We start from the raw sequence: 25,681 nt of genomic DNA on the forward strand, positions 1-25,681 counted from the left end.
ATTTCTTATAATAAATTCACTAGGTGTACAACTATATGCTTCTTTAAAGCATTTAGTAAAATAAGATGGAGAACTAAAGCCAACTTGATAAGCAATTTCTGATGTGGTAGCATCTGAGCTTCTTAATAATTTACAAGCCAATTTTAATCTTTGGGAGCGAATAAAAGCTGTAGTGTTAAGACCTAAAATTGATGTTAATTTACGATGTAATTGTGTTCTACTCATATTCATAAATTTTGAAAGCTGCTCACTAGTAAGTTCTGGATCTGTAATATGTTTGTCTAGAACCTCCTGCATACGGTTTAAAAATTCTGTTTCAGTTGATGTAATTGCTAACTTAGGATTAAGCTCAAACGTTTTATTAAAATGCTTTTTTAATTTTTGTCTACTTTCAATTAATTTTTGAACTCTAACATGAAGTTTTTCAATACCAAAAGGCTTAGTTATATAAGCATCTGCGCCCGTTTTGAAACCTTTAATTTCATTTTCTTCTCCTACTTTTGCTGTTAAGAGAATAACAGGTATGTGGCTAGTAAGTTCTTCATTTTTTATAATGTTGCAAAGTTCAATGCCATCCATAATTGGCATCATAATGTCACTAATTATTAGACTAGGTAGATGTTTTTTTGTCAACTTAACACCTATTTGTCCATTTTCGGCTTCAATAACAGTATAATTTTTAGAAAAATTTGAAACAATAAACTCTCTTACATCATCATTATCTTCAACTACTAATAAAACCGGTTTTTCATTTGATTTTAAATTATACTTAGGTGTTTTAATTTCTGTATTTTCAGTATTATTTATTTTGAATTTTTCATATTCGGCAAAAGATTCTTCAGTTATTGGAATTTTAATCAAAAATGAAATAGTATTTTCTGAAAGTGCTTCAGCAGTAATGGTGCCTTTTGATAGTTTAATTAGTTCTTTTACCAATGATAAACCTATGCCAACTCCTTCTTTTGACGAATTAGTTTGATAAAATCTTTCGAATAATTGATCAATGTTCTTAATGTTCAAGTCACCTTTATTATTAGTAATTGAAAAATGAACAAAACCATGATTTTCATATGCTTCGATTGAAATTTTAGATTTATAGGGACTGTATTTTATAGCATTTGTGATTAAGTTTGAAATAATCTTTTCAATCACATCTTTATCAAACCAACATTTTTGTAACCCATTAACTTTACTTTCAATAAGTAGGTCACTGGATTCTGCTTTATATTTAAATGAACTGATAATTTGCTTTAACAACACTGAAAGATTGCCTTCTTTTACAGATAGCTTTAATTCACCAGAATCAACCAATGATAAATCAAGCATTTGATTGACCAATTGTAATAGCCTATTTGAGTTATGCTTTATTAGGTTTAAATCACTTATATCTGTTTGAGATAGGTGTTTTTTCTTAAGTTGATTTTCTACTGGCCCCGAAATTAAAGTTAATGGTGTTCTAATCTCGTGTGAAATATTTGTATAAAGCCGTGTTTTTAATTCATCAATTTTTTTTAATCGTTCAGTTTCTTCGTGTTCAAGGCGTAATTGATTTTTTACATTCCATCGCCATTTGAGATAGGCGTAAATACCATAAATTATTGCTAATAGTGCTATACAATAGAATAGTACTGCTAGATTTGAAGTATACCAAGGTTTTAATATTGAAAATGAATAGGTAGCTGGTTTGTTATTCCAAACTCCATCATAATTACTCGAAATTACCTGAAAAGAATATTCATTTGGCGGTAAATTGGTATAATGTGCTTCATTATTATTTCCGGAAGAAATCCAGTCTTCATCATTGTTGATTAATCGATACTTATATTGGTTACGCTCTGGTTGTGAGTAATGAAGTGAAGAAAAAGAGAAGGTAAATGTATTTTGGTTATGCTGAAATGATTTATCTTGTTTCATTTCGGTTTTTTCATTAAAAACTTTTAAGCCGGTGATTACTGTTTTTGGTTTTTTAGGATTAAAAGATAATTGATTGGGCTGAAACCAATTTATTCCATTAAGTCCTCCAAAATATAATGTTCCTTTTTCATCTATAAAATAGGCTCCGGTATTAAATTCAAAAGCTTGTAAACCATCATAGTTATTGTAGTTTTCAAGTGTTGCGTTATAATTTGCATCTATAGAAATTTTTGTTAATCCTTTATTACTACTTAACCATAAATTGGTGTTATCATCAGGTAAAATGCCATAAATTACATTATTGGGTAAACCATTCTCTTTTGTGTATTTAACAACATTTTTTTCTGAAATATTATAAAGCTTTAATCCATTACCATTGGTTCCTACCCACAATAAATTATTACTATAATACAGACATTTTATATTGTCAGGTATTTTTTCAATTTTTATCATTTCATTGGTAGAGAGATTAAGCTTAAAAAGCCCATCGTTTTCTGTACCAACCCAAAGTGTTTGATTATTTCCTTGAGCAATTGTACGTATGTTATTAGTTGTTAATCCTGAATTTTCTGTATTATAGCTAGAAATAATGCCTGTTTTAATATTAAAAACCAGAAGTCCTTTACTTCGTGTACAAAGCCATAACTCATCATTACTTTTTTTTGAAACTTTCCAAATTGTTAATCCTTTTGTTTCTGAGAACGTTTTAAAATTTTCATTTTGGTCAATTAACTGTAATCCTTCATTTTGATGACCAATCCATAGGTTATTACCATCAAGTAATAGGCTCATAACCCGATTTCCTGCTAATGTCGAGTTTTCTGCAGTGTAGGTTTTATACTTTTTATTCTTTTGATCAATTTTTGTTAAGCCTTTTCCTGAAGTACCTAACCACATAATGTCATTTTTTACCACAATACTTCTTACTACATCAACGTGTATTGTAGGCGGAGTTTGACGGTTGGTCAATACATTAAATTTTACCAAATGCCTATCATAATAACTCAGGCCGGCACCATCTGTTCCTAACCAAATTGTTTCTGTAAAATCTTCATAAATAGATAAAACATCGTTATAATGAAGCGCATAAGGATCATTTTTATTTGCTATAAAGTGATTTATGGTTTCATTATTAAAGTTGATTAAATAAGCACCATTACCATAGGTAGCAACCCAAAGTCTATCTTGACTATCAACAAGAATGTCTTGAATGTTTAGGTTTTCAAGAAAAGCACTGTCATCAAAGCCTAAAAACTTTGAAAACTCTTTATCGTTTTTTCTTTTTAAATACAATCCATTACCAAAACTGGCAGCATAAATAGTAGCGTTTTTATCAATTGATATAGAACTAAATGAAATGGATTGTGTTTCATCTACAAAAGAAACATCAAGTGTGTTTTTTGATACTTTTAAAACCCCTTCAGAAGTAGCAATGAGCAGATCGTTTTCTATTTCTGTAATATCATAAATATCAAATAACTTATATTTTGAAGATAGAATTTGTGTGGTATCTTTTGTAGCTGAATTAACTTTATAAATACCATTACCATACGTTCCTATAAAGTAATTCTTTTCTGAAGTTTGAAAAATGGTACTTACATCTTTTATAGTATTTATATGGGAAAATGTGTTTTGAGCTTCATTAAATTTTTCCAGTTTTCCTGAAATAGAAATAATCCATAAATGACCATCTTTATCAACATAAACTTTTCCTAGTTTACTAAAGGTGGGCCTAGTTACATCTTCAAATTGACGTTCATAATGTGTAAAAGTTTTTCCGTCATATTTGTTTAAACCATCTTGTGTGGCAAACCACATAAACCCTGTGCTATCTTGAGCTATACTTACTACACTATTTTGTGACAGACCATTATCTACCGTTAATTCTCTAAAGAAAATTTGTTTAGGTAGTATAGCATCATTTTGAGCTGTTACCTTTTTAGTAAAGATAACGCATAGCATTATGAAAAAAACAACCTTATAACCTCCCAATTTATTCATAACTGTTTAAGATACAATAAAGTTATGAAAGATTTTCTATTTGTAAATCAGTAAAGTAGCTAAAAGTCTAGTGTGAAATATTTATGAATTTTTTTCACCAAAGAGTGATTTCAATATCCATTGTATTCCATTAAAAAGAAGGTAAATAGTTGCACCCATTGAAATAAAAGCAAGTGGAAGAATAAGATATAAAGAAATGACTTCTTTATTTATAAAAGCAAAAGTAAAAATATAGGTAGTTAAAACTAATAGTGGAAGTGCAATTAAAAGTCGTTTTAATCCCTTAATTAAAAATTTTTTATTTGTATGTTTTTGATTGGTTTCTCTCAAGATTCAAAATTTTTTAAAGCATTGCGCACACTACCGTGTTTTTTTAATAATTCTGAAGCGGTAGCTTCATCAATCTGCAGCTCGGTCATAATCATACGCGTACCTCTATCAACTAATTTATTATTGCTCAACTGCATGTCAACCATTTTATTACCCTTAACGCGACCCAATTGAATCATAGCAGCGGTAGAAATCATATTTAAAACAAGCTTTTGAGCAGTTCCGGCTTTCATTCTTGAACTTCCGGTTACAAATTCTGGTCCTACTGTAACAACTACAGGAAATTGGGCAGTAGTAGCTAACGGACTTCCTTCATTACACGTGATGCAACCTGTAGTAATATTGTTTGCATTACAGTTTTTTAATGCTCCAATGACATATGGTGTAGTACCAGAAGCAGCAATACCAATAACGATATCTTTTTCTGAAATACTATGAGCTTGTAAGTCTTTCCAGCCTTGATCTGTAGAATCTTCAGCAAATTCAACAGCATCTCTAATAGCTTTATCACCACCGGCAATTAAGCCAATAACCATCCCATGTGGCACACCAAATGTGGGCGGACACTCACTAGCGTCAACAATTCCTAAGCGGCCGCTAGTACCAGCGCCAATGTAAAATAACCGACCTCCATTTTTTATTTTTTCTGAAACAATTTCAGATAGAACTGTGATTTCCGGAAGGGCTTTTTCTACAGCCAAAGGAACCGTTTTATCTTCTTTATTTATAGTATGAATGATTTCAGAAACACTCATCTTTTCTAGATGATTATACTTAGAGTCGGCTTCGGTTATTTTTTTGAATGTCATACTACAAAAGTACAATACTTCATTGAACTGTATAGCTTAAAATAGAGGTTTCAGAAATTCTGAAATAACCAAAAGGATAGTTTTCGGGAGTGGTTTCATTGATAATGTTTCCTCTCACAGTAGCAGGCTGGGTTTCAAAAGGTCCGCCTGTATCATCGCTTCCTTGCTGAAGTAAAATAAACATATAATTGTAAAACTGTTCGTCTACTCCATACAGGTAAAATGTCACCGAATCTCCCGGCTCAATATCTTCATTTACATACAAACCAAAGATTGAATTTCCGTTAAAAAACTTATCGTTAAAGGTGTCATAAACATTCCCTTTTGAAGATATTCCTTCAAAAAAGTAGTTGTTTTGTTCATCTGCAGGATCTGTAAAAAATGCTTTGAGCTCAATTGTTTCTCCATCAAACCCACCGTCATTTCTTTGCTCTACAAACTCCAAAGGTACAACGGGTTGTAGTTGCTCTGTAGCTGTATACGTTTCATTGTTGTAAATAACTTCTAATGTGTAATCTGTGTTTGGTTGTGGATCAATATCTTGATAAGTATAAAAGCCATTTGATGAGTTCTCTAGTGTATAGACCATTCCGTTTTGGTCAGTGATTGTTACGGTTGCATTGTTTACAAGATTTATTTCAGAATCAAAAAAAGGAACCGTTGTGCTTAGCTTTACACGAGCTATTGAGGTATTAGATTCATATCCTTTTACAATTTCTGCATCGATAACGAGTCTTGGTTTTCCTTCATTTAAGTCAACATCAATAACATCTTCACAAGAAAAAAAGATGCCGAGACAGACTATAAGTAATAGCGTTTTTTTCATTATCTAAAATTTAAAATTATAGGTAACCGCAGGAATAATCCCAAAAATAGATAATCGTACTGCTTCATTACGATTAATATCTGTGTTTTCTCTAAACGAAATTGACGCTGCGTTCATTCTATTATACACATTATAGATGCTAAAAACCCATTCTCCCTTCCATCTCTTTTTTGAATCTGGTTTTGGTGTCCATGTGGCCGAAAGGTCTAAGTGATGAAAGTTTGTTAACCTACTGCTATTTCTTTGCTCATAAACCGGTATTACTAGATCGTTATAAACGTATTGTCCGTTTGGGAATGTTGTAGGTTGACCGGTTTGAAAAATAAAATTTGCTCCAAAGGACCATTTTTTTGACCATTCATATTGTGCCGTAATTGAAATATCATGCGTTTTGTCCCAAGGCGAATTATACCAATCACCATTGTTAATCCCTATTTCTTGAGGTGTTCTTCCTGGTGTGCGTTGCTCACTTTTTGATAATGTGTAAGCAATCCAGCCCTGCAGTTTTCCTTCATTTTTTCTGAATAACAACTCTGCTCCATAAGCTCTTGCTTCGCCATTTAAAATAATCTGTTCTACAGCATTATTGGCAATTAAATCTGCTCCATCAACATAATCCAATCTATTATCAACTGTTTTGTAAAAACTTTCTATTTCAAAAGAATATGAATCAAACTTTTTAAAGTAGCCCACAGCCACTTGATCTGCCAATTGAGGCTCGATATACTTTCCGCTGGGAGCATAAATATCAAATGGAGTAGGAGATGTAGTTTTGCTAATTAAATGAATATATTGCGCGGTTCTATTATAACTTGCTTTAACAGACGATGTTTCATTAATTTGATAAGCAACAGAAAAGCGAGGTTCCAAATTGGCAAAACGTTTTATTGTTTTATTTCTGCTGAAAGAAACCGTATCAATAGGTGTTGCTTTTTGATAAATATCTAGATTCTCATCATAATCAATAGGATTATCATTTGCATAAATATTCAACTCATCTTGTCCTAATCTATTAAATGTTGAAAGGCGTAAACCGGCTTGAATAGCTAACTTATCAGTAACTTCAATTTCAGTTTCTGCATAGAGTGCATTTTCAAAAGCATATTTATCAGTTAGCTTAAAAGGATTAATACCTGAAGTTTCAGTTGTTGGTTTTATATCTCCGGGGTTAAATTTATAATAGATACTGTTTAAACCATAACGCAGTTCTATGTTTTCTGAAATAAAATGGGTAAAATCATATTTTAAATTAAAATTTCTGATACCACTTTCAAAGTCAAATTCAACAAAACTAAGTTCTAATCCGTAATAATAATCTGAATAGATTAATGAGAGATTTGAAAACAGCTTTTCTGAAAAAAGATGATTCCATCGTAAATTGAGGGTTGTATTTCCAAATCTATTTGAAAAACTATCTGCTATATCAAAAACATCTCTGCCAAAATAGCCAGATAAGTACAGCTTATTATTTTTATTAAGATTATAGCTTATTTTGGTATTAAGGTCATAAAAATAGGCTACGTTATCATTATCAAACAATGGAAGAAATAAGTGAGCATAACTACTACGACCACCTACTAAAAAAGAAGCAGTATCTTTTTTTATAGGGCCTTCCAGTAAAAGTCTACTTGCAACGGCGCCAATACCACCGGTAGCTCCAAATTTACGTTTGCTACCATCTTTTTGATAAATATCTAAAACCGATGAAACTCTACCACCGTACCGTGCTGGAATTCCACCTTTGTAAAGCGTTAAATCTTTTATAGCATCTGGATTAAATACTGAAAAAAAACCAAATAAATGGTCACTGTTGTAGAGCGTGGCTTCATCAAGTAAAATTAAATTTTGGTCTGCGGCACCACCTCGCACATTAAAACCGCTAGAGCCTTCACCAGCTCCCGTTACACCCGGAAGTAGTTTTATAGATTTAATAACATCCTTTTCACCTAAAACCACCGGAATTTTTTTAATCGTTTCAGCAGAAAGACGATTGATACTCATCTGTGGTTTTCTTATGTTAAGAGCTTCTACATCGGTTTCTATTAAAACCTCGTCGAGCGTTTCTGTATCATTTTGCAGAAAAACATCCTTCTTAATATTTTTTGAAAGTGAAATAGTGGTTTGCTGAGTTGCAAAGCCCAAACTACTATAGTACACTTCATATTCTCCTTCAGGAAGTGTGATGGAGTAGTATCCATATTCATTTGTAGTGGTTCCGGTTTGTAAAGAAGGAATAAGTATGTTTACACCTATCAATGTTTCACCACTTTCTTGTTCTGAAACCGTACCGCTAATGGTAAACTTTTCTTGACTGAGTGTTATTGCAGTAGTAAAGAATAAAAAAAATAGGAATAGTTTCTTTTTCAAGTTTTTAGTTGGCATTTAGATAAAAAAAAGCCTTCAAAATATTTTTTGAAGGCTTTTATAATATATGTGTTATTTAATTTCAGAAAGTATAGCATTGAGTGTTTTACTAGCTCTCATTTCTGCATATACACGGTCTTCGCTTGGTTTGTAATAACCATTAATATCAACCGGGCTACCTTGAGCGGCGTTCAACTCATTCACTATTGTTTCTTCATTTTCTGAAAGTTTTTCAGCAATAGGAGTGAATCGTTTTTTCAAAACTTCGTCTTTATCTTGTTTTGCCAATTGCTGTGCCCAATATAATGCTAAATAAAAATGACTTCCTCTATTATCTAGTTCATTTACCTTTCTAGAGGGTGATTTTTTATTGTCTAAGTACATTTCAGTAGCTTCATCTAGTGCTTCAGCAAGCATTTTTGCTTTTTCATTATTATAGGTGTCGCCTAAATGATCTAATGAAACTGCCAATGCTAAAAATTCACCTAACGAATCCCAACGCAAATGACCTTCTTCCATAAACTGTTGTACGTGCTTAGGAGCAGATCCTCCGGCACCGGTTTCAAAAAGTCCACCACCGTTCATCAATGGAACGATAGATAACATTTTTGCACTAGTTCCTAACTCTAGAATAGGAAATAAATCTGTTAAATAATCACGAAGTACATTTCCTGTTACCGAAATGGTATTTTCACCAGCTTTTACTCGCTCTAGTGTATATTCTGTTGCTTTTTTAGGTGAAAGAATTTTTATTACCAATCCATCGGTATCGTTTTCAGGAAGGTATTTGTTTACTTTTTTAATTAGCTCGGCATCGTGTGCTCTGTCTTCATCTAGCCAGAAAATTGCAGGCCAACCTGTGGCGCGTGCTCTGCTCACAGCTAGTTTTACCCAATCTTGAATAGGTAAATCTTTTACTTGACACATTCTCCAAATATCTCCTTCTGAAACTTCGTGTTGCGTTAAGGTAGTTCCTTCAGCATTAATCACGCTTACGGTTCCTTCACTAGAAATTTCAAATGTTTTATCGTGAGAACCGTATTCTTCAGCTTTTTGAGCCATTAAACCTACGTTTGAAACTGTTCCCATTGTAGTAGGATCAAAGGCGCCGTGTTTTTTACAAAAATCAATAGTAGCTTGATAAACAGAAGCATAACTGCTGTCTGGTATAATTGCTTTGGTGTCTTTTGTTTCACCGTTTTTATCCCACATTTGTCCAGATGTACGAATCATTGCCGGCATTGAAGCGTCAATAATCACATCACTAGGAACGTGTAAGTTGGTGATGCCTTTGTCGCTGTTTACCATAGCCAAATCTGGATTTTCATCCATAATACGGTCAATGTCATTTAGTATTTCATCACGCTTAGCTTCTGGAAGGTTGCCTATTTCGTGTAATAAGTCTCCAAATCCGTTATTAACATCAACACCAAGTTCTTTGAATGTGTCGCCATACTTGTCAAATAATTCAGCAAAGTATACACGTACAGCGTGACCAAATATAATAGGGTCACTCACTTTCATCATAGTTGCTTTCATATGTAAAGAGAACAAGATGTCTTTTTCTTTTGCATCTTTAACTTGTTCTTCAAGAAATGACAACAAAGCTTTTTTACGCATAACCGTAGCATCAATCACTTCTCCTTTTAAAACAGGAACAGAAGATTTTAATACGGTTTCTTTTCCGGTTGAATCTGTATGAACAATTTTTACACTTCCTTCTTGGTCTATGGTTAATGATTTTTCATTATGAAAAAAATCACCGGTGCTCATAGTAGCTACATGACTTTTTGAATCACTACTCCATTTACCCATGCGGTGTGGGTTTTTCTTGGCGTAGTTTTTAACAGCTTTTGGTGCTCTACGATCACTATTCCCTTCACGTAAAACAGGGTTTACGGCACTTCCTTTTACTTTATTATATAATGCTGAAATTTTCTTTTCTTCTTCGGTTTTAGGCTCATCTGGATAATCAGGTAAGTTGTAACCTTTAGATTGTAATTCTGAAATAGCTGCTGTTAATTGCGGAATAGAAGCACTAATATTTGGTAATTTGATAATGTTTGCTTCAGGAGTTTTAGCCAATTCACCTAATTCTGCTAGGGCATCATTTACACGTTGGTCTTCGTCAAGATATTCTGAAAATTGAGCTAAAATTCTTCCTGCTAAAGAAATATCTCGTGTTTCAATCTTAATGTTTGAAGGTGCTGTATAGGCTTCAATGATAGGCAATAAAGAATGAGTTGCTAAATAAGGAGCTTCATCCGTTTTTGTATATATAATTTTTGCAGCTTTTGTCATGTTTGTATAGGGTTTTTTGGAAGTTAATCTATTTTTCAGAGTTGCAAATATAGCGAATTGACAAGGCTTTTAAAAGCTTGGCTATCTTATTGTTTTGTTAACTATTGCTGAATTTGCAGTCTAAAATTGACTATTGATTTGTTTTTTCTAAAGCATCCCAATATTCATATGCTCTTCTTAAATGAGGAATTACAATTGTACCTCCAATAAGTAATGATACACTTAATGCTTCAACTACTTCTGCTTTTGTGATATTGAGCTTGTAACAAGCCTCTAGATGATAGCGAACACAATCATCGCAACGTAATACCATTGAATTGCCTAATCCCATCAACTCTTTGGTTTTTTTGGGTAAAGCACCTTCGGCAAATGCGTTTGTGTCTAGATTAAAAATACGCTTGATAATCTTGTTGTTGTCCTTTAGAATTTCATCGTTCATTTTTGAACGATAGTCATTAAATTCTTCTACAATGTTACTGTTGTTCATTAGCTTTTTCTTTTTCTTTTTTTCTGTTATTTCGAAGCACTGCTCTAGATATATAAATACTTATTTCGTATAAAATAGTAACAGGCACTGCAACAATTACTTGACTTGCAATATCTGGTGGTGTAATTACTGCTGAAATAATCAAAACAATAACCAAAGCAAATTTTCTATATTTTCTTAAAATTTCAGGAGTTACGAGTCCGAGTTTGGTTAAAAAGTAAATTACAATGGGAAGTTCAAAAATAAGCCCGCTAGCCAATACTGAAGCACGTACCAATGAAATGTAGCTACTTAAATCAAAGTCATTAAAAACTTCTTCACTTACTCGATAGCTACCTAAAAAGTTAATTGATAATGGAGTTATTACATAATACCCAAAAAGTACTCCTAGAAAGAATAAAAAGGAAGCAATGATAATAAATCCTTTACTATGCTTACGTTCTTTTGGCATCAACCCGGGACTGATAAACTTCCAGAATTCATAAATAATGTAAGGAAAAGCAATGATTATTCCTGCTGTCACAGAGGTCCATATATGTGCTGAAAACTGACCAGACATGGTTCTACTTTGAATACGAAAGGGAAGTTCTTCAAAGCAAAAGCTGTTCATACCGATAAATCTGGCTGCTCTACAAAGTAACTTATAGGTTGGGAAATCTGCACTTTTAGGTCCAAAGAGTAAAACGTCAAAAATAAAGTCTTTTGCAATAAATGCCAGCGTACCCACGATCACAACTGCTATAGTTGATCTAATTATATGCCATCTTAATTCTTCAAGATGGTCTAAAAAGGACATTTCTTTTTCTGGATTGGGGTTTGCGAGACGTTTTGCCATTATATAATTCCTTCTTTAGTAAGGTTATGAATGTGAACAACGCCTGCGTATTTTCCATCTTTTTCGGCAAGTAATTGGGTAATCCCAAAAGAGTCCATGGTTTTTATAGCTTCAATAGCCATAGCGTCGTTGTCAATTTTTTTGGGGTTTTCAGTCATAATGTGTTTTGCAGTAATCCCTTTTAACGAATCTCTTTTGGTCAACATTCTACGCAAATCACCATCGGTAATAATACCTACAATAGCATCATTTTCTATAACCGCAGCTACCCCTAGCATTTTTTCTGAAATTTCGACAATAACATCTTTTAATTCAGTATCTGGGTTAACTTGTGGTTTTTCATTTAGCGAAGTAAGGTCACTTACTCTCAAATATAATTTTTTACCCAAAGACCCTCCAGGATGAAACCGTGCAAAGTCTTTGCTTGAAAACCCGCGTAGATCTAATAGTGCCATCGCTAGAGCATCTCCTATAACCAATTGTGCTGTAGTACTTGTGGTTGGTGCTAGGTTGTTTGGGCAGGCTTCTTTTTCAACATACGCGTGTAATACATAATCTGCTTTTTGACCTAAAAAAGAATCGCGATTTGATGTAATAGCAATAAGCTTATTGTTTGATGCTTTAATGAGCGGAACCAAAACTTTTATTTCTGGGGTGTTTCCACTTTTTGAAATACAAATCACCGTGTCACTTTCAAGAATAATTCCTAAATCACCATGAATAGCATCTGCCGCGTGCATAAAAATGGCAGGAGTTCCGGTTGAGTTCAAGGTAGCTACAATTTTGGTAGCGATGTTTGCACTTTTGCCAATTCCTGTAATAATTACACGTCCTTGAGAATTAAAAATATAATCTACAGCTGCAGCAAACTCTGTATCTACCAAAGCAGCTAGTTTTGCAATTGCTTCACTTTCAGTTTCTATTGTTTTTTTAGCTACTGAAATTATTTGTTGCTCTTTGTTCAAATTTTAAGCTTTTGAATGTTTGAAACTGTTTCAGAATTTAGTATATTGAAAATGCTAATAATACTAACCTGTTTAAACTTCTGTTTAAAGATACGTTTTACATTATTGGTTGCAAAATTACAATTGTTCAATTGGTATAGCAATTTAATTTTACATCCATTTTAAAAAAATTAATAACTAAAAATTAGTATAGCAGCGTGACAGATACTGAATTATACGCAGCACTTAAAAAACATTTTGGATTCAATTCTTTTAAAGGGCTCCAAGAGGAGGTGGTTAAAAGTATACTCAATGATAACAATACGTTTGTAATTATGCCTACAGGCGGAGGAAAATCGCTTTGTTATCAACTCCCTGCATTGATTAAAGATGGTACAGCTATTGTGGTTTCACCTTTAATAGCATTGATGAAAAACCAAGTAGATGCTCTACGGTCCCTCTCTTCTGAAGACGGCATTGCTCACGTTTTAAATTCTTCACTTAATAAAACAGAGGTAAAAAAAGTTAAAAGTGATATTGAAAATGGAATAACAAAATTATTATATGTTGCTCCAGAATCACTTACAAAAGATGAATATGTGTCTTTTTTACAAACACAGACTATTTCTTTTATGGCTATTGACGAAGCTCACTGTATAAGTGAATGGGGGCATGACTTTAGACCAGAATACCGAAACCTTCGTAAAATAATAGAACGTATAGGAGATAATATCCCTATAATTGGTCTTACCGCAACTGCAACTCCAAAAGTTCAAGAAGATATTCTTAAAAATTTAGGTATTCAAGACGCCAATACTTTTAAAGCATCATTTAATAGACCCAATTTGTATTATGAAATACGACCAAAAACCAAAAATGTTGATGCAGATATCATTCGTTTTGTAAAAAAGAATGAAGGTAAAAGTGGTATTATTTACTGTTTAAGCAGAAAAAGGGTAGAAGAGTTAGCTCAAACACTACAAGTGAATGGCCTTAAAGCAGTTCCATATCACGCAGGTCTTGATGCAAAAACTCGTGTAAAGCATCAAGACATGTTTTTAAAAGAAGATATTGATGTGGTTATTGCGACCATTGCTTTTGGTATGGGTATTGACAAACCTGATGTGCGTTTTGTTATTCACAATGATATCCCTAAAAGTATTGAAAGCTACTATCAAGAAACAGGCCGAGCCGGTCGAGATGGAGGTGAAGGTCATTGTTTAGCATTTTACAGCTATAAAGACATTGAAAAGCTAGAAAAGTTTATGAGCGGCAAGCCTGTGGCCGAACAAGAAATTGGTCACGCACTACTCCAAGAAGTAGTAGCTTTTGCTGAAACATCCATCTCTAGAAGAAAGTTTATTCTGCATTATTTTGGAGAGAAATTTGACAATGAAACAGGAGACGGGGGCAATATGGATGATAATATGCGCTACCCAAAAAAGAAACATGAAGCAAAAGAAGAAGCTGTAAAGCTGCTCGATATTATTGATAAAACAAAACAACGATACAAAGCCAAAGAAGTAGTAAATGTGCTAGTAGGTAAGGCAAATGCAATGATTAAGTCTCACCGTACAGATACGCAGCCATTTTTTGGTACCGGAGCCAGTAAAGAAGCTACTTACTGGATGGCATTACTTAGACAACTGTTGGTTGCTGGTTATATAAAGAAAGATATAGAAACCTATGGTGTAATAAAGTTAACAGATAAAGGTAAAACTTTTATAAAATCACCCTCAAGCTTTATGATGACAGAAGATCATAGCTTTAAAGAAGCAAATGATGATGCCATTGTATCAAATCAAAAAGCAGGTGATGCTGCAGACCAAAATTTATTTAAACTTTTAAAAGCCGAAAGAAAAAAAGTTGCAGACAAAATGGATTTACCGCCATTTGTAATCTTCCAAGACCCTTCTCTTGAAGATATGGCACTCAAATATCCTATTACTATAGACGAATTATCAAACGTTCACGGCGTAGGAGAAAGTAAAGCAAAAAAATTTGGGAAAAGTTTCATTTCTTTAATTGAAACTTATGTTGAAGAAAACGATATTTTACGACCTGATGATTTTGTTGTAAAATCAACAGGAACTAATAGTGCCTTAAAACTTTATATCATTCAGAACATAGATAAAAAATTACCGTTAGATACCATCGCCGACGGAAAAGGATTAGATATGAATGACTTTATAAGTGAAATGGAAGCCATAGTTTACAGCGGAACAAAACTTAATATAGATTATTGGCTAGAGGATATCCTGGATGAAGATCAACAAGAAGAAATACACGATTATTTTATAGAAGCTGAAAATGATAAAATCGATGATGCGATGGAAGAGTTTGACGGCGATTATGATGAAGAAGAGTTGAGACTGTATCGCATTAAGTTTATCAGTGATGTAGCCAATTAAAAATTACTTCTTAAACGGTAAGTCTTTAAAAAAAATATACTTTTCATTTTCATAATCTAGTTGACAATAATAATGGTTTAATCCATTAGTAACCATTAGGTATGCAGCATCTGCTACAAGGTTGTATCTTGCTATTTGGTCAAACGTTTGTTGGTTAATCTGTACAGATGGAGCCTTACACTCTACAATTAAAAAAATACTACCGTCTGTATTATAAACTACTACATCATACCTTTTAATAGTGTTTTTTACCTTCAATTGTTTTTCAACATTAATTAAAGACTTTGCATAATTTTTTTCAGAAATTAAAAACTGAATAACATGTTGTCTTACCCATTCTTCGGGAGTGAGAACAATGAATTTTTTTCTTATTTCATCAAAAATGAACGTTTTGTTTTCACTACTTTTGAAACGAAACTGATATTTTGGAAAATCTAACGGTTGCATGCAACAAAGTAACAGTTTCCTTCAGTAGCTACAAAATTTGACAATTACCTTTTATGATAAATCTATACGTTTATCTTTAAAAACCCTCATTTTATATCTATGCCTTTAGACAAAGCCAAAACGATAATCACTGACATTAAAAACGGAAACGTAAAACCCATTTACTTTTTGATGGGCGAAGAACCGTATTATATCGATGGTATATCTAGTTTTATTAAAGACACAATACTGTCTGAAGAAGAAAAAGGATTCAATCAAATAGTTTTATACGGTCGTGATGTCTCTATTGATGAGATTGTAAGCAATGCCAAAAGATACCCAATGATGGCAGATAAACAAGTTGTGATTGTAAAAGAAGCGCAAGACTTATCTAGAACCATAGAAAATTTAGCCGCTTATGCTGAAAATCCTCAACCCACAACAGTCCTGGTTATTTGTTATAAATACAAAAAGCTAGATGCTCGTAAAAAATTGGCAAAAACAATCAAAAAAACTGGTGAACTTTTTGAAAGCAAAAAACTATATGAAAACCAAGTGCCAGACTGGATTAAACGAGTATTGGCTGGTCGTGGTTATACCATTACTCCCAAAGCAGCCCAAATGCTTACAGAGTTTCTAGGAAATGATTTGAGTAAAGTTAATAATGAACTGCAAAAACTTCAGTTAATTATCAAGCCGGGAGCGCAAATTACACCTCAACTTATTGAGCAGAATATAGGAATAAGTAAAGACTTCAATAATTTTGAATTGCAGAATGCCATTGGCGAACGCGACATTAAAAAAGCATACTCTATTGTGCAATACTTTGCCCAAAACCCTAAAAACAATCCTTTGGTCATGACAGTAGCCTTGCTGTATTCATTCTTTTCAAAACTTTTAAAATACCACGCTTTAACAGATAAAACACAAGCTTCAAAAGCACTAGGTGTTAATCCTTATTTTATAAAAGATTACCAATTGGCTGCACGCAATTACCCTATGAAAAAGGTAAGTGCAATTATTGGTCACATTCGAGAAGTTGACATGAAAAGTAAAGGTGTTGGTGCTGCAAATATTGAACAAGGAGATTTGCTTAAAGAAATGCTTGTCAAAATCTTTAATTAACATTTATACTTCTATTTTTTTTCACAAACACACTGTACGTGTAAAATTATTCGAAAAAAAAGAATTTGAAATACTCTGTTGTCGTCCAAGCTAAAGTTCTTCAATACTAGACCTAACCTTTTCATTACTTAAAATTAATATACTACAAGATATTTAATAAAATCTATGAGTATCCTTTACGGTAATTTAAATTTCAGCTAAGACTGCTGGTACATACTACAACTAATTTAGCCACCAAATTAAAAAACTAATTATACTAATGAAAAAAATTACTTTTTTGGCGGCTTTATTAATAAGCGCCATTGCAGTTGCACAAACCGAAACAATTGCATCAACAAGTTTTGAAGAACCTTCTACAGGGAGTCAATATACAGATACCGGTGACGCATCTGTAGCACACGACCTAATCAATAACGTAGATGAATCACCAGTAGATTTTACACAAGTTGCTGATGAAATAGGTTTTAACGCACGTTATGAACCATACACAACTCCTAGTAACGGTCTTACTGATGGTGACTTTGTAGGGGTTACAAGTTTTGTTGGTGATGTAGCAAACTATACAGATGGTGTTCAAGGATATCAACTTTCAGATAGCGACGGAAATATGATTGTAGAATTTGATGCTGTAGATTTTACAGATTATACAAATAATACAATTTCTGTAGATTACTTTATTAACGAAACCGGATACGAAGGAGATGGTACTGTTAATGAAAGTAGTAGTGACCGTATTCGTATTTACGTAAAAGATGAAACAAACTCTACCGAAATAGACATCTTAAACACAGAAGGGTCAGATATTAATGATTTAGGTATTGAAGGTTCTTGGATTACAGGAACTGTTACAATTCCAGATGATATTACAGCTACATTGGTAGTTGAAGTACGTACCAACTCCGGTTCAGAAGCTATATACTTAGACAACATAAAATTTGAAGGAGAACCTGCAGCAGATCCTTTACAATTAACTATTACTGAAATATTTTCGGGTCAAAGCGGTACAGATTTAACTGCAGATTGGTTTGAAATAGAAAATACAGGAACAGTAGCTTGGACCTCTGGAGTAAGCGAAGACCTATACTACGATGATGAATCTGCAGATCCAACAACCGCTGATTTAATTCAAGGATTAACTGAAATTCAACCAGGAGCTAGAGTAATTGTTTTAATTACCGATAATACAGCAGATATTACAACTTTTACAGATGTATGGAGTCCTGTAATTGATTTAACAGGTATCGAAATTGGTTACACAGACGGCGCTGGACTAGGAGGCGGTGGCGATGCAGTTACGCTTTGGGCAGGAGACCCAACAACCAACACACCTCTTGATTCTGCTTCATATCCAGATACAGACGCTAATGACGGACAATCTTACGATGTTGATTTAGCTGCTTTTAGTGTTGTTGGTAATGCCAATGGCGCAGTTGAAACAATTGCTCAAGGTGGTGACAGTAATGATGTGCCAAATATTGCATCACCGGGTAACGGACCTGCAGTTTCGCAAGTAGTAGTAAGTTTTGATGAGGCTTACACATCGGTTTCAGAAGATGGAACAGAAGTAACTATCACAATCACTCCTTCTCAAGTAGTAACAACAGAGGCAACTGTAGATGTAGTGCTAAACCCTGCTGGGACAGCTATAGAAGGTACAGATTTTACATTTTCAGCTACCGAAACAGTTACATTTCCAGTTGGTAGTGATGCTTCGCAAACAATTACTATTCCTATTATAGATAATACAGAAGATAACAGCGATATCTTTTTTGTAGTTGAATTACAAAATGTAACCAACGCGACAGTTTCTGGTAGTGATATTTTTTCAGTTTACATTCTAGATGACGATACAATAGTTCCTGAAACAGATGCATCTGTACTAGATGTAAACTACCTAACAAGTTATTTGGTTGATGCAGATGGTACTGCCGAAATTACAGCATACGATGCTACAACTCAGCGATTGTTTGTAACAAACTCAAGTACAATTGAGGTTTTAGATTTTTCAAACCCTGAAGATATTCAGCCGCTAGCTACCGTAGATGTTTCAGATTTTGGCGGAGCAAGTGTGCAAAGTGTTGCAACCAAAAATGGAATGGTAGCAGCTGCAGTTTCAGTAGACCCTAAAACTGATAATGGCTTAATTGTATTTGCTGATGTTGATGGAAACAACCCTGTGGTTGTTGAGGTTGGTGCATTGCCAGATATGATAACTTTTAGTCCAGATGGTAACTGGTTATTATCTGCAAATGAAGGCGAACCAAACGATGATTACTCAATAGATCCTGAAGGAACTGTATCGTTAATAGATGTAAGTGGTGGTTTGGCTTCAATTTCACAAGCTAGTGTAACTACTTTAAATTTTAACGATTTTGATGCCTCACAAGCAGATTTAATCAATGATGGTGTTCGTATTTTTGGTCCGGGAGCTACGGTTTCTCAAGATTTAGAACCAGAATACATTACCGTTTCTTCAGACTCACAAAAAGCTTACGTTGTGTTGCAAGAAAACAATGCGTATGCTATTGTAGATATTGCAAATATGGAAATTACAGATGTAATATCGTTTGGCTTGAAAGATCACAGTCTTCCTGAAAACTCTTTAGATCTTTCAGACGAAACAGACTTTATTTTTAATGCTTCTTGGCCGGTAAAAGGGATGTATATGCCAGATGCTATTGCATTTTATGAAGTAAACGGAACAAGCTATATTGTTACAGCCAACGAGGGTGATGCAAGAGAATATGACACATTTGAAGAAGAACGAAAAATAGGTGATAGTGATTATACATTAGACCCTTCAGTATTCAATAACATTGATATATTAGAATTAGAATCAAATCTTTCTGAAATTGCTGTCACCAATGCTTCCGGTGATGCAAATGATGATGGATTGTTTGAAGAAATACACATTTTTGGAGGACGTTCATTCAGTATTTTTGAAGCTGAAACCGGAGTAATGGTGTATGATAGCGGAAACGACTTTGAGGTAATTACCGCAGCAGACCCTACATATGGAGCTATTTTTAATGCAAGTAATAGCAACAACAATTATAAAAACCGAAGTGATAACAAAGGACCAGAACCTGAAGGTGTATTGGTGCAAGAAATTGAAGGTAACACATATGCGTTTATTTTATTAGAGCGCATAGGAGGTGTTATGGTTTATGATATTACCAATCCTGTTTCTCCACAATTTTTACAATACGTAAATAATCGTGATGTAGTAGAAGGAGGCGATGAAGCAGGTGATTTAGGTCCGGAAGGAATAGCATTTGTTTCAGCTGAAGAAAGCCCTAACGGAACGGCTATGATTATTGTTTCAAATGAGGTAAGTGCAACGGTAAGCTTGTATTCTCTTGATAATATTGTACTATCAACTCCAGATTTTACTGTAGCTTCAGAAAGTACGTTTACACTGTATCCTAATCCGGCGTCAAATAATGTATTTGTAAGCAAACCAGGAACCTACAACGTGTTTGATATGAGTGGTCGTCTTGTTTCATCAATACTTGATGGGGCATCAATTAACATTTCAAACCTAACTACTGGAACGTATATTGTAAAAAATAAAAACGGTGTTTCACAAAAGCTTATTATCAAGTAGTTTTTAAGTAGTTTAATATTTTTTAGAAAAGCCACTTCCTTATAGGAGGTGGTTTTTTAATTTAACTGTATTTTTGCGACACCGTATAAGAGCAATATAATATGAAGAAATTACGTGCTTGGGTTTCTGCAGCCCGTCTTCGTACACTTCCTTTATCAATTTCCGGAATTATAACAGCCAGCGCTGTGGCTATTTCAGAAGGATATTTTAAGCTTTCCATTTGTGTTTTAGCTTTATTAACAACCTTAGGTTTTCAAATTTTATCAAATTTTGCAAATGATTATGGTGATGGTGTTAAGGGTACCGATAATGAAGATCGCGTAGGACCGGCAAGAGCTATGCAAAGCGGTTTGCTTAAAGCTAAAGAATTAAAAATAGGTATGATTATTACCGCTGCTATTACCTTGTTAATTGCCACTATGTTAATTTTTATCGCGTTCGGAAATGAAAACTTTATATTATCTTTTATTTTTTTTAATCTAGGTATTGCTGCGATTATTGCTGCCATAACCTATACTGTAGGCAAAAAAGCCTATGGTTATAGAGCTTTGGGAGATTTATTTGTATTTCTGTTTTTTGGGTTGCTTGGCGTTATGGGCTGTTACTTTTTATTCAGTAAGAGTTTAGGTGACTATATTGTTTTACCCGCTATTGTTATTGGTTTATTGAGTGCTGCAGTTTTAAACTTGAATAATATGCGAGACAGATTAACCGATGCCAAAGTAAATAAAAACACACTTGCCGTAGTTTTGGGAGGTCAAAAAGTAAAGCATTACCATACGGCTTTAATAAGTGTTGCTTTTATAGCCTCAGTACTCTACTTTATTGTAAAAGCAGAAGCAAATATTGAGTTTTTACCACTCATAGCTTTTATTCCTTTGTTTATAAATATTCGCAAAGTTTATACAAATGAATCACCACCATTATTAGATCCTGAATTGAAAAAAGTTGCGTTAAGTACCTTTTTATTTGCCCTCCTTTTTTTACTAACGGTTTCTTTCTAAGCTTTTTTTTGAAAAAAATTAACGCTTTTCTTTATTCTGCTTAGTATATTTAAAGAAAAACAGAAACATATGAAAATTACATTCTACGGCCAAAACAGCCTTGCCATTAAAGTGGGTGGAAAAAACTTGATTGTAGACCCATTTATCACCGGCAACGACCTTTCAAAAGATAAAGTTAATATTGATGACTTAAAAGCAGACTACATCTTGCTTACCCACGCACATCAAGATCACATACTAGATGCAGAAGCTATTGCCAAAAATACTGGAGCTACAATAGTTAGTAATTTTGAAATTGCCAATCACTATGAAGAAAAAGGCTTTGACGTACACCCCATGAATCACGGAGGAGAATGGCAATTTGATTTTGGATATGTTAAGTATGTAAATGCAATCCATACCAGTTCTTTTCCTGATGGAAGCTACGGCGGACAACCTGGCGGGTTTGTAATTGAAGGCGAACACAAAAACATATACATTGCAGGTGATACAGCATTGACGATGGATATGAAATTAATTCCTATGCACACCAAACTAGATCTTGCAATTTTACCTATTGGAGATAATTTTACAATGGGCGTAGATGATGCAATTATTGCAAGTGATTTTATAGAATGTGATAAAGTATTAGGTGTTCATTATGACACTTTTGGTTACATTGAAATTGACCACGAAGAAGCTAAAAAGAAATTCTATGACGCAAATAAAGATTTAATGTTATTAGAAATAGGTGAATCGATTGAACTTTAGCAGGTTAGTAATTTAGATGTTTTGATTTTTAGATTCATAAATATGCATAGATTTAAGGAGTTAAAAGTTTGGAAGAAAAGTAGAGCATTTTGTAAGCACATATATGAAATTACATCCTTATTCCCAGAATCTGAAAAATTTGGTTTAGTAAATCAGTTAAGAAGAGCAAGCGTTTCAATTCCCTCAAATATAGCAGAAGGAACTTCAAGAAAGTCAAATAAAGATTTTTCTAGATTTTTAGAAATTGCAATTGGCTCTTGCTATGAGGTAGAAACACAATTATTAATTGCAAATGATTTAGGCTATATAAATAAAAAATCTCTTCAACTAGTTTTAGAAGACCTAGAAGCAATAATCAAAATGACTTCTAAATTTAAATCAACCTTAAAATAGTCCAACAATCTAATAATCTAAAATTCTAATAATCCAATTTGAAAGCAACTCACAAAAAACACACGCTCAATTTTAAACGTCCCAGCGGAACTTCCCGGGGCGTTTTGCGTACCAAAGAAACTTGGTTTTTAATACTTGAAAATAATAAAAAATGGGGTGTTGGTGAGTGTGGCATCTTGCGAAGCCTAAGTATTGATGATCGTCCAGATTATGAAGAAAAGTTAAAATGGGTATGTGATAATATTGAAAAAGGTAAAGAATATTTATACCATCAACTTACCGAGTTTCCATCTATTCAAATAGGGGTAGAAACTGCTTTTGCATCTTTACAAGCTCAAGACCCTTTTCAAATTTTTCAGTCGCAATTTTCTACTGGAAAAGCTACTATACCAATCAATGGGCTTATCTGGATGGGAGATAAAGACTTTATGAAAAAACAAATTTCAGAAAAATTAAAAGAAGGATTTCAATGCATAAAAATGAAAATTGGTGCTATTGATTTTGATACTGAAATAGAATTATTAAAATCTATTAGAAAAGAGTTTTCTGCTTCTGAAATAGAATTGCGTGTAGATGCCAATGGAGCCTTTAACCCTTCCGAAGCTTTAGAAAAACTTAAAACATTATCAGAATTACAATTGCATTCAATTGAGCAGCCTATAAAACAAGGTCAATGGGAAGAAATGGCTGTTCTTTGCGAAGAGACACCACTTCCTATCGCTCTAGATGAAGAGTTGATAGGTGTATTTTCTTCAGAAGAAAAAAAGAAATTAATACAAACGATACAACCGCAATATATTATTTTAAAACCAAGCCTTGTAGGTGGTTTTGCAGGTAGTGATAGTTGGATTAATTTGGCCGAAACAAATTCAATAGGTTGGTGGATTACCTCTGCTCTAGAAAGTAATGTGGGATTAAATGCTATTTCGCAATATACATTCACAAAAAACAGTACATTGCCACAAGGATTAGGTACCGGAAGTTTGTATACAAATAATATTAAATCTCCTTTAAAAGTTTGTAACGGAACCATACAATATGATACTAACAAGCAGTGGGAAACTGCTTTATTAAAATAAAAACTATATAGTATGTTCATAAAACAAGCTTTCAATTATCTACACGATTCTTGGCGCTACATAGTTGGCGCTGTTGTTATATTTATTGCATCTCAATTAGGAGCTTTACCATTTGTGTTAATTGCTGCATTAAAGGTTATGGGAGAAGGTGGAGATATTACCTCTTTGGATGATCCGGCTACATTAATGACAGCCTTAGACTCAAACTTGACACTCTTTTTAATGTTGCTAAGCTTTGTTATTGGTCTTGTTGCTGTAGTATTGATTGTAAAATATTTACATAATCAACCGCTTAAAGCTGTTACAACTTCTCGTAAAAAAGTAGATTGGGGCCGCATATGGTTTTCATTTTTATTGGTAGCTATACCCACAATCTTACTAACGGTAGTTGATTATTATTCAAATCCAGATGACTATATTGTTCAGTTTGAAGCAGTACCTTTTATCATTTTGGCAATTATTGCTATATTAATGATACCGTTGCAAACCAGTTTTGAAGAATATCTGTTTCGAGGATACTTAATGCAAGGTATTGGTGTTATAGCAAAAAACCGTTGGTTACCATTGATAATTACATCAGTTGTTTTTGGAGGCCTTCACTTTTTTAATCCCGAAGTAGATAAACTAGGTAATATTATTATGATATATTACATTGGTACCGGTTTCTTTTTGGGTATTATAACTTTAATGGATGAAGGTATGGAGCTAGCTCTTGGCTTTCACGCCGGAAACAATCTTATAGCTGCGCTTTTAGTAACAGCAGATTGGACCGTTTTTCAAACCAACTCTATTTTAAAAGACATTTCAAATCCTTCAGCCGGATTTGATATCCTAATTCCTGTTCTTGTAATGTATCCTATCTTAATTGGTATTATGGCTTGGAAGTACAAATGGACTAATTGGCGAGAAAAGCTCTTCGGAAATATTACACCACCACCAAAACTTTCTGAAGAACAGATTGAATATTAGGTTAATCTTATGGAACTGCCTTTTCATACATCATTTACTTTTAACGGGCTTCAATATGAAACCAAAGATGAGCTATACAGCTTTGCTGAAACGTTACAAAAAGAAGGTGATGAATATGAAACTCATATAGGTGCATTTATCATAAACTGGCTTGATGATACTACTACCATTACAGTAAAAACATCAGGCTCTACGGGAAAACCAAAAAAAATTCATTTGCCCAAACAAGCTATGATTAATAGCGCCAAAGCTACTGCTAGTTACTTTAAACTAGCTTCAAACACATCGGCATTACTTTGTTTACCGGCCAATTATATTGCCGGCAAAATGATGTTGGTGAGAGCAATGGTAATGGGTTGGAACTTGCACGTAGTTGCCCCAGAAAAAGATGCGCTCACTCAATATGACAATGATTATGACTTTGTAGCCATGGTTCCGTATCAAGTTCATCATTCAATAGACGCTTTACATAAAGTAAAAAAATTAATTATAGGCGGCGGACCGGTTTCTAAAGAGCTAGAAGCGGCTTTACAAACTGTTCCCACTGAAGTTTTTGCCACATACGGAATGACCGAAACCATCACTCATATTGCCGTAAGAAGGATTAATGGTCCCGCACGAAGCGAACAGTTTTCAGCTTTGCCTAATGTAAAATTTTCACAAGATGACCGAGAATGTTTAGTTATTTCGGCTCCCGAAATTTCAGAAGAAAAAGTTGTAACAAATGATGTGGTAAGTTTACAGTCGGCTACTTCATTTACTTGGCTAGGTCGATATGATAACGTGATTAATAGTGGAGGCGTAAAGATTTTTCCCGAAAAAGTTGAAGAGAGTCTATCACAATTTATAGAAGAACCGTTTATAATTGCTTCAGAAAAAAACAATGAGTTAGGTGAACGGGTTATCTTAGTTATAGAAAGCAAGGCTCAAACGATTCCTGATTACTCACAAGTTTTTGAAAAGCTTACAAAATATGAACGCCCCAAGAAAATTGTAAGTCTATCCCAATTTCCGTACACAGAAACCGGAAAAGTGAAACGAGCAGCTCTATTAGAACTTCTTCAGAAATATAAATAAGTACTTTGTTGTTATAAGGTGTTTTTTGA

At 33.7% G+C, this 25,681-nt stretch carries 19 protein-coding genes (1 of these 19 only partly in view); 9 read left to right on the forward strand and 10 right to left on the reverse strand.

What is annotated here, in order from left to right; all coding sequences use genetic code 11:
* The 9 genes from INR76_RS08790 to INR76_RS08830 form a co-directional block, all read right to left on the reverse strand.
* Positions 1-3,915 carry the 5' portion of a hybrid sensor histidine kinase/response regulator transcription factor gene (locus INR76_RS08790; RefSeq protein WP_223107529.1) on the reverse strand. The gene continues 12 nt to the left of window position 1, outside the view, so only the first 3,915 of its 3,927 coding nucleotides appear in the window; its start codon is at positions 3,913-3,915; its stop codon lies off the left edge, out of view.
* Positions 3,916-3,996: 81 nt separating this feature from the next.
* Positions 3,997-4,245: a DUF6095 family protein gene (locus INR76_RS08795; protein ID WP_223107530.1), complete on the reverse strand. Its 249-nt coding sequence runs from the start codon at positions 4,243-4,245 to the stop codon at positions 3,997-3,999.
* Positions 4,242-5,054: an N-acetylmuramic acid 6-phosphate etherase gene (gene murQ, locus INR76_RS08800; protein WP_223107531.1), complete on the reverse strand. Its 813-nt coding sequence runs from the start codon at positions 5,052-5,054 to the stop codon at positions 4,242-4,244. The genes INR76_RS08795 and murQ overlap by 4 nt, the downstream gene beginning before the upstream one ends.
* Positions 5,055-5,073: 19 nt before the next feature.
* Positions 5,074-5,880 carry a DUF4249 domain-containing protein gene (locus INR76_RS08805; RefSeq protein ID WP_223107532.1) on the reverse strand — a complete coding sequence of 269 codons (807 nt, stop codon included), beginning with the start codon at positions 5,878-5,880 and terminating at the stop codon, positions 5,074-5,076.
* 3 nt (positions 5,881-5,883) lie between these two features.
* The gene (locus INR76_RS08810; RefSeq protein ID WP_223107533.1) at positions 5,884-8,262 is read right to left on the reverse strand and encodes a TonB-dependent receptor; all 2,379 of its coding nucleotides are present in this window, start codon (positions 8,260-8,262) and stop codon (positions 5,884-5,886) included.
* A gap of 54 nt (positions 8,263-8,316) precedes the next feature.
* Positions 8,317-10,545: an NADP-dependent isocitrate dehydrogenase gene (locus INR76_RS08815; RefSeq protein WP_223107534.1), complete on the reverse strand. Its 2,229-nt coding sequence runs from the start codon at positions 10,543-10,545 to the stop codon at positions 8,317-8,319.
* 130 nt (positions 10,546-10,675) lie between these two features.
* Complete coding sequence (locus INR76_RS08820) at positions 10,676-11,032, reverse strand: carboxymuconolactone decarboxylase family protein (RefSeq protein WP_223107535.1); 357 nt, start codon at positions 11,030-11,032, stop codon at positions 10,676-10,678.
* A complete protein-coding gene (gene tatC, locus INR76_RS08825; protein WP_223107536.1) occupies positions 11,019-11,867 on the reverse strand; it encodes a twin-arginine translocase subunit TatC in 849 nt (282 codons plus the stop codon). The genes INR76_RS08820 and tatC overlap by 14 nt, the downstream gene beginning before the upstream one ends.
* Positions 11,867-12,832, reverse strand: a complete 966-nt coding sequence (locus INR76_RS08830; RefSeq protein ID WP_223107537.1) for an SIS domain-containing protein — start codon at positions 12,830-12,832, stop codon at positions 11,867-11,869. Before INR76_RS08830 ends, tatC begins: the two co-directional genes overlap by 1 nt.
* A 197-nt stretch (positions 12,833-13,029) precedes the next feature.
* On the opposite strand from INR76_RS08830, the gene recQ reads away from it, so the two are divergent.
* The gene (recQ, locus tag INR76_RS08835) at positions 13,030-15,222 is read left to right on the forward strand and encodes a DNA helicase RecQ (protein WP_223107538.1); all 2,193 of its coding nucleotides are present in this window, start codon (positions 13,030-13,032) and stop codon (positions 15,220-15,222) included.
* A 3-nt stretch (positions 15,223-15,225) separates the two neighbouring features.
* Here the strand turns inward: recQ and INR76_RS08840 are convergent, their stop codons facing one another.
* The gene (locus tag INR76_RS08840; protein ID WP_223107539.1) at positions 15,226-15,669 is read right to left on the reverse strand and encodes a type I restriction enzyme HsdR N-terminal domain-containing protein; all 444 of its coding nucleotides are present in this window, start codon (positions 15,667-15,669) and stop codon (positions 15,226-15,228) included.
* Between the two features lie 99 nt (positions 15,670-15,768).
* On the opposite strand from INR76_RS08840, the gene holA reads away from it, so the two are divergent.
* From holA to INR76_RS08880, 8 genes are all read left to right on the forward strand, one after another.
* Positions 15,769-16,773, forward strand: coding sequence for a DNA polymerase III subunit delta (gene holA / locus INR76_RS08845; RefSeq protein WP_223107540.1), 1,005 nt, complete (start codon positions 15,769-15,771; stop codon positions 16,771-16,773).
* A gap of 259 nt (positions 16,774-17,032) precedes the next feature.
* The gene (locus INR76_RS08850) at positions 17,033-20,380 is read left to right on the forward strand and encodes a choice-of-anchor I family protein (RefSeq protein WP_223107541.1); all 3,348 of its coding nucleotides are present in this window, start codon (positions 17,033-17,035) and stop codon (positions 20,378-20,380) included.
* A gap of 101 nt (positions 20,381-20,481) precedes the next feature.
* Positions 20,482-21,384, forward strand: coding sequence for a 1,4-dihydroxy-2-naphthoate octaprenyltransferase (gene menA / locus INR76_RS08855; RefSeq protein ID WP_223107542.1), 903 nt, complete (start codon positions 20,482-20,484; stop codon positions 21,382-21,384).
* Positions 21,385-21,453: 69 nt separating this feature from the next.
* Entirely contained in the window at positions 21,454-22,134 is a 681-nt protein-coding gene (locus INR76_RS08860) for a metal-dependent hydrolase (RefSeq protein WP_223107543.1), read from the forward strand.
* Positions 22,135-22,176: 42 nt separating this feature from the next.
* Complete coding sequence (locus INR76_RS08865) at positions 22,177-22,527, forward strand: four helix bundle protein (RefSeq protein WP_223107544.1); 351 nt, start codon at positions 22,177-22,179, stop codon at positions 22,525-22,527.
* 38 nt (positions 22,528-22,565) lie between these two features.
* On the forward strand, positions 22,566-23,606 hold the full coding sequence (locus tag INR76_RS08870) for an o-succinylbenzoate synthase (RefSeq protein ID WP_223107545.1): 1,041 nt from the start codon (positions 22,566-22,568) through the stop codon (positions 23,604-23,606).
* A 12-nt stretch (positions 23,607-23,618) separates the two neighbouring features.
* Complete coding sequence (locus INR76_RS08875) at positions 23,619-24,575, forward strand: CPBP family intramembrane glutamic endopeptidase (RefSeq protein WP_223107547.1); 957 nt, start codon at positions 23,619-23,621, stop codon at positions 24,573-24,575.
* Positions 24,576-24,584: 9 nt separating this feature from the next.
* Positions 24,585-25,652, forward strand: a complete 1,068-nt coding sequence (locus tag INR76_RS08880; protein WP_223107548.1) for an AMP-binding protein — start codon at positions 24,585-24,587, stop codon at positions 25,650-25,652.
* The last annotated feature ends 29 nt before the right edge of the window (positions 25,653-25,681 follow it).

It is taken from the genome of Marixanthomonas sp. SCSIO 43207 (assembly GCF_019904255.1).
In the GTDB taxonomy this organism is placed as follows: Bacteria; Bacteroidota; Bacteroidia; order Flavobacteriales; family Flavobacteriaceae; genus Marixanthomonas.

Bases quoted from the DNA above. Each gene is read 5' to 3' on its own strand.
- INR76_RS08840 (WP_223107539.1), bottom strand. From the start codon at position 15,669: ATGCAACCGTTAGATTTTCCAAAATATCAGTTTCGTTTCAAAAGTAGT.
- INR76_RS08865 (WP_223107544.1), top strand. From the start codon at position 22,177: ATGCATAGATTTAAGGAGTTAAAAGTTTGGAAGAAAAGTAGAGCATTT.
- murQ (WP_223107531.1), bottom strand. From the start codon at position 5,054: ATGACATTCAAAAAAATAACCGAAGCCGACTCTAAGTATAATCATCTA.
- menA (WP_223107542.1), top strand. From the start codon at position 20,482: ATGAAGAAATTACGTGCTTGGGTTTCTGCAGCCCGTCTTCGTACACTT.
- INR76_RS08820 (WP_223107535.1), bottom strand. From the start codon at position 11,032: ATGAACAACAGTAACATTGTAGAAGAATTTAATGACTATCGTTCAAAA.
- INR76_RS08810 (WP_223107533.1), bottom strand. From the start codon at position 8,262: ATGCCAACTAAAAACTTGAAAAAGAAACTATTCCTATTTTTTTTATTC.
- INR76_RS08880 (WP_223107548.1), top strand. From the start codon at position 24,585: ATGGAACTGCCTTTTCATACATCATTTACTTTTAACGGGCTTCAATAT.
- INR76_RS08805 (WP_223107532.1), bottom strand. From the start codon at position 5,880: ATGAAAAAAACGCTATTACTTATAGTCTGTCTCGGCATCTTTTTTTCT.
- INR76_RS08860 (WP_223107543.1), top strand. From the start codon at position 21,454: ATGAAAATTACATTCTACGGCCAAAACAGCCTTGCCATTAAAGTGGGT.
- holA (WP_223107540.1), top strand. From the start codon at position 15,769: ATGCCTTTAGACAAAGCCAAAACGATAATCACTGACATTAAAAACGGA.
- INR76_RS08850 (WP_223107541.1), top strand. From the start codon at position 17,033: ATGAAAAAAATTACTTTTTTGGCGGCTTTATTAATAAGCGCCATTGCA.
- tatC (WP_223107536.1), bottom strand. From the start codon at position 11,867: ATGGCAAAACGTCTCGCAAACCCCAATCCAGAAAAAGAAATGTCCTTT.
- INR76_RS08875 (WP_223107547.1), top strand. From the start codon at position 23,619: ATGTTCATAAAACAAGCTTTCAATTATCTACACGATTCTTGGCGCTAC.
- INR76_RS08815 (WP_223107534.1), bottom strand. From the start codon at position 10,545: ATGACAAAAGCTGCAAAAATTATATATACAAAAACGGATGAAGCTCCT.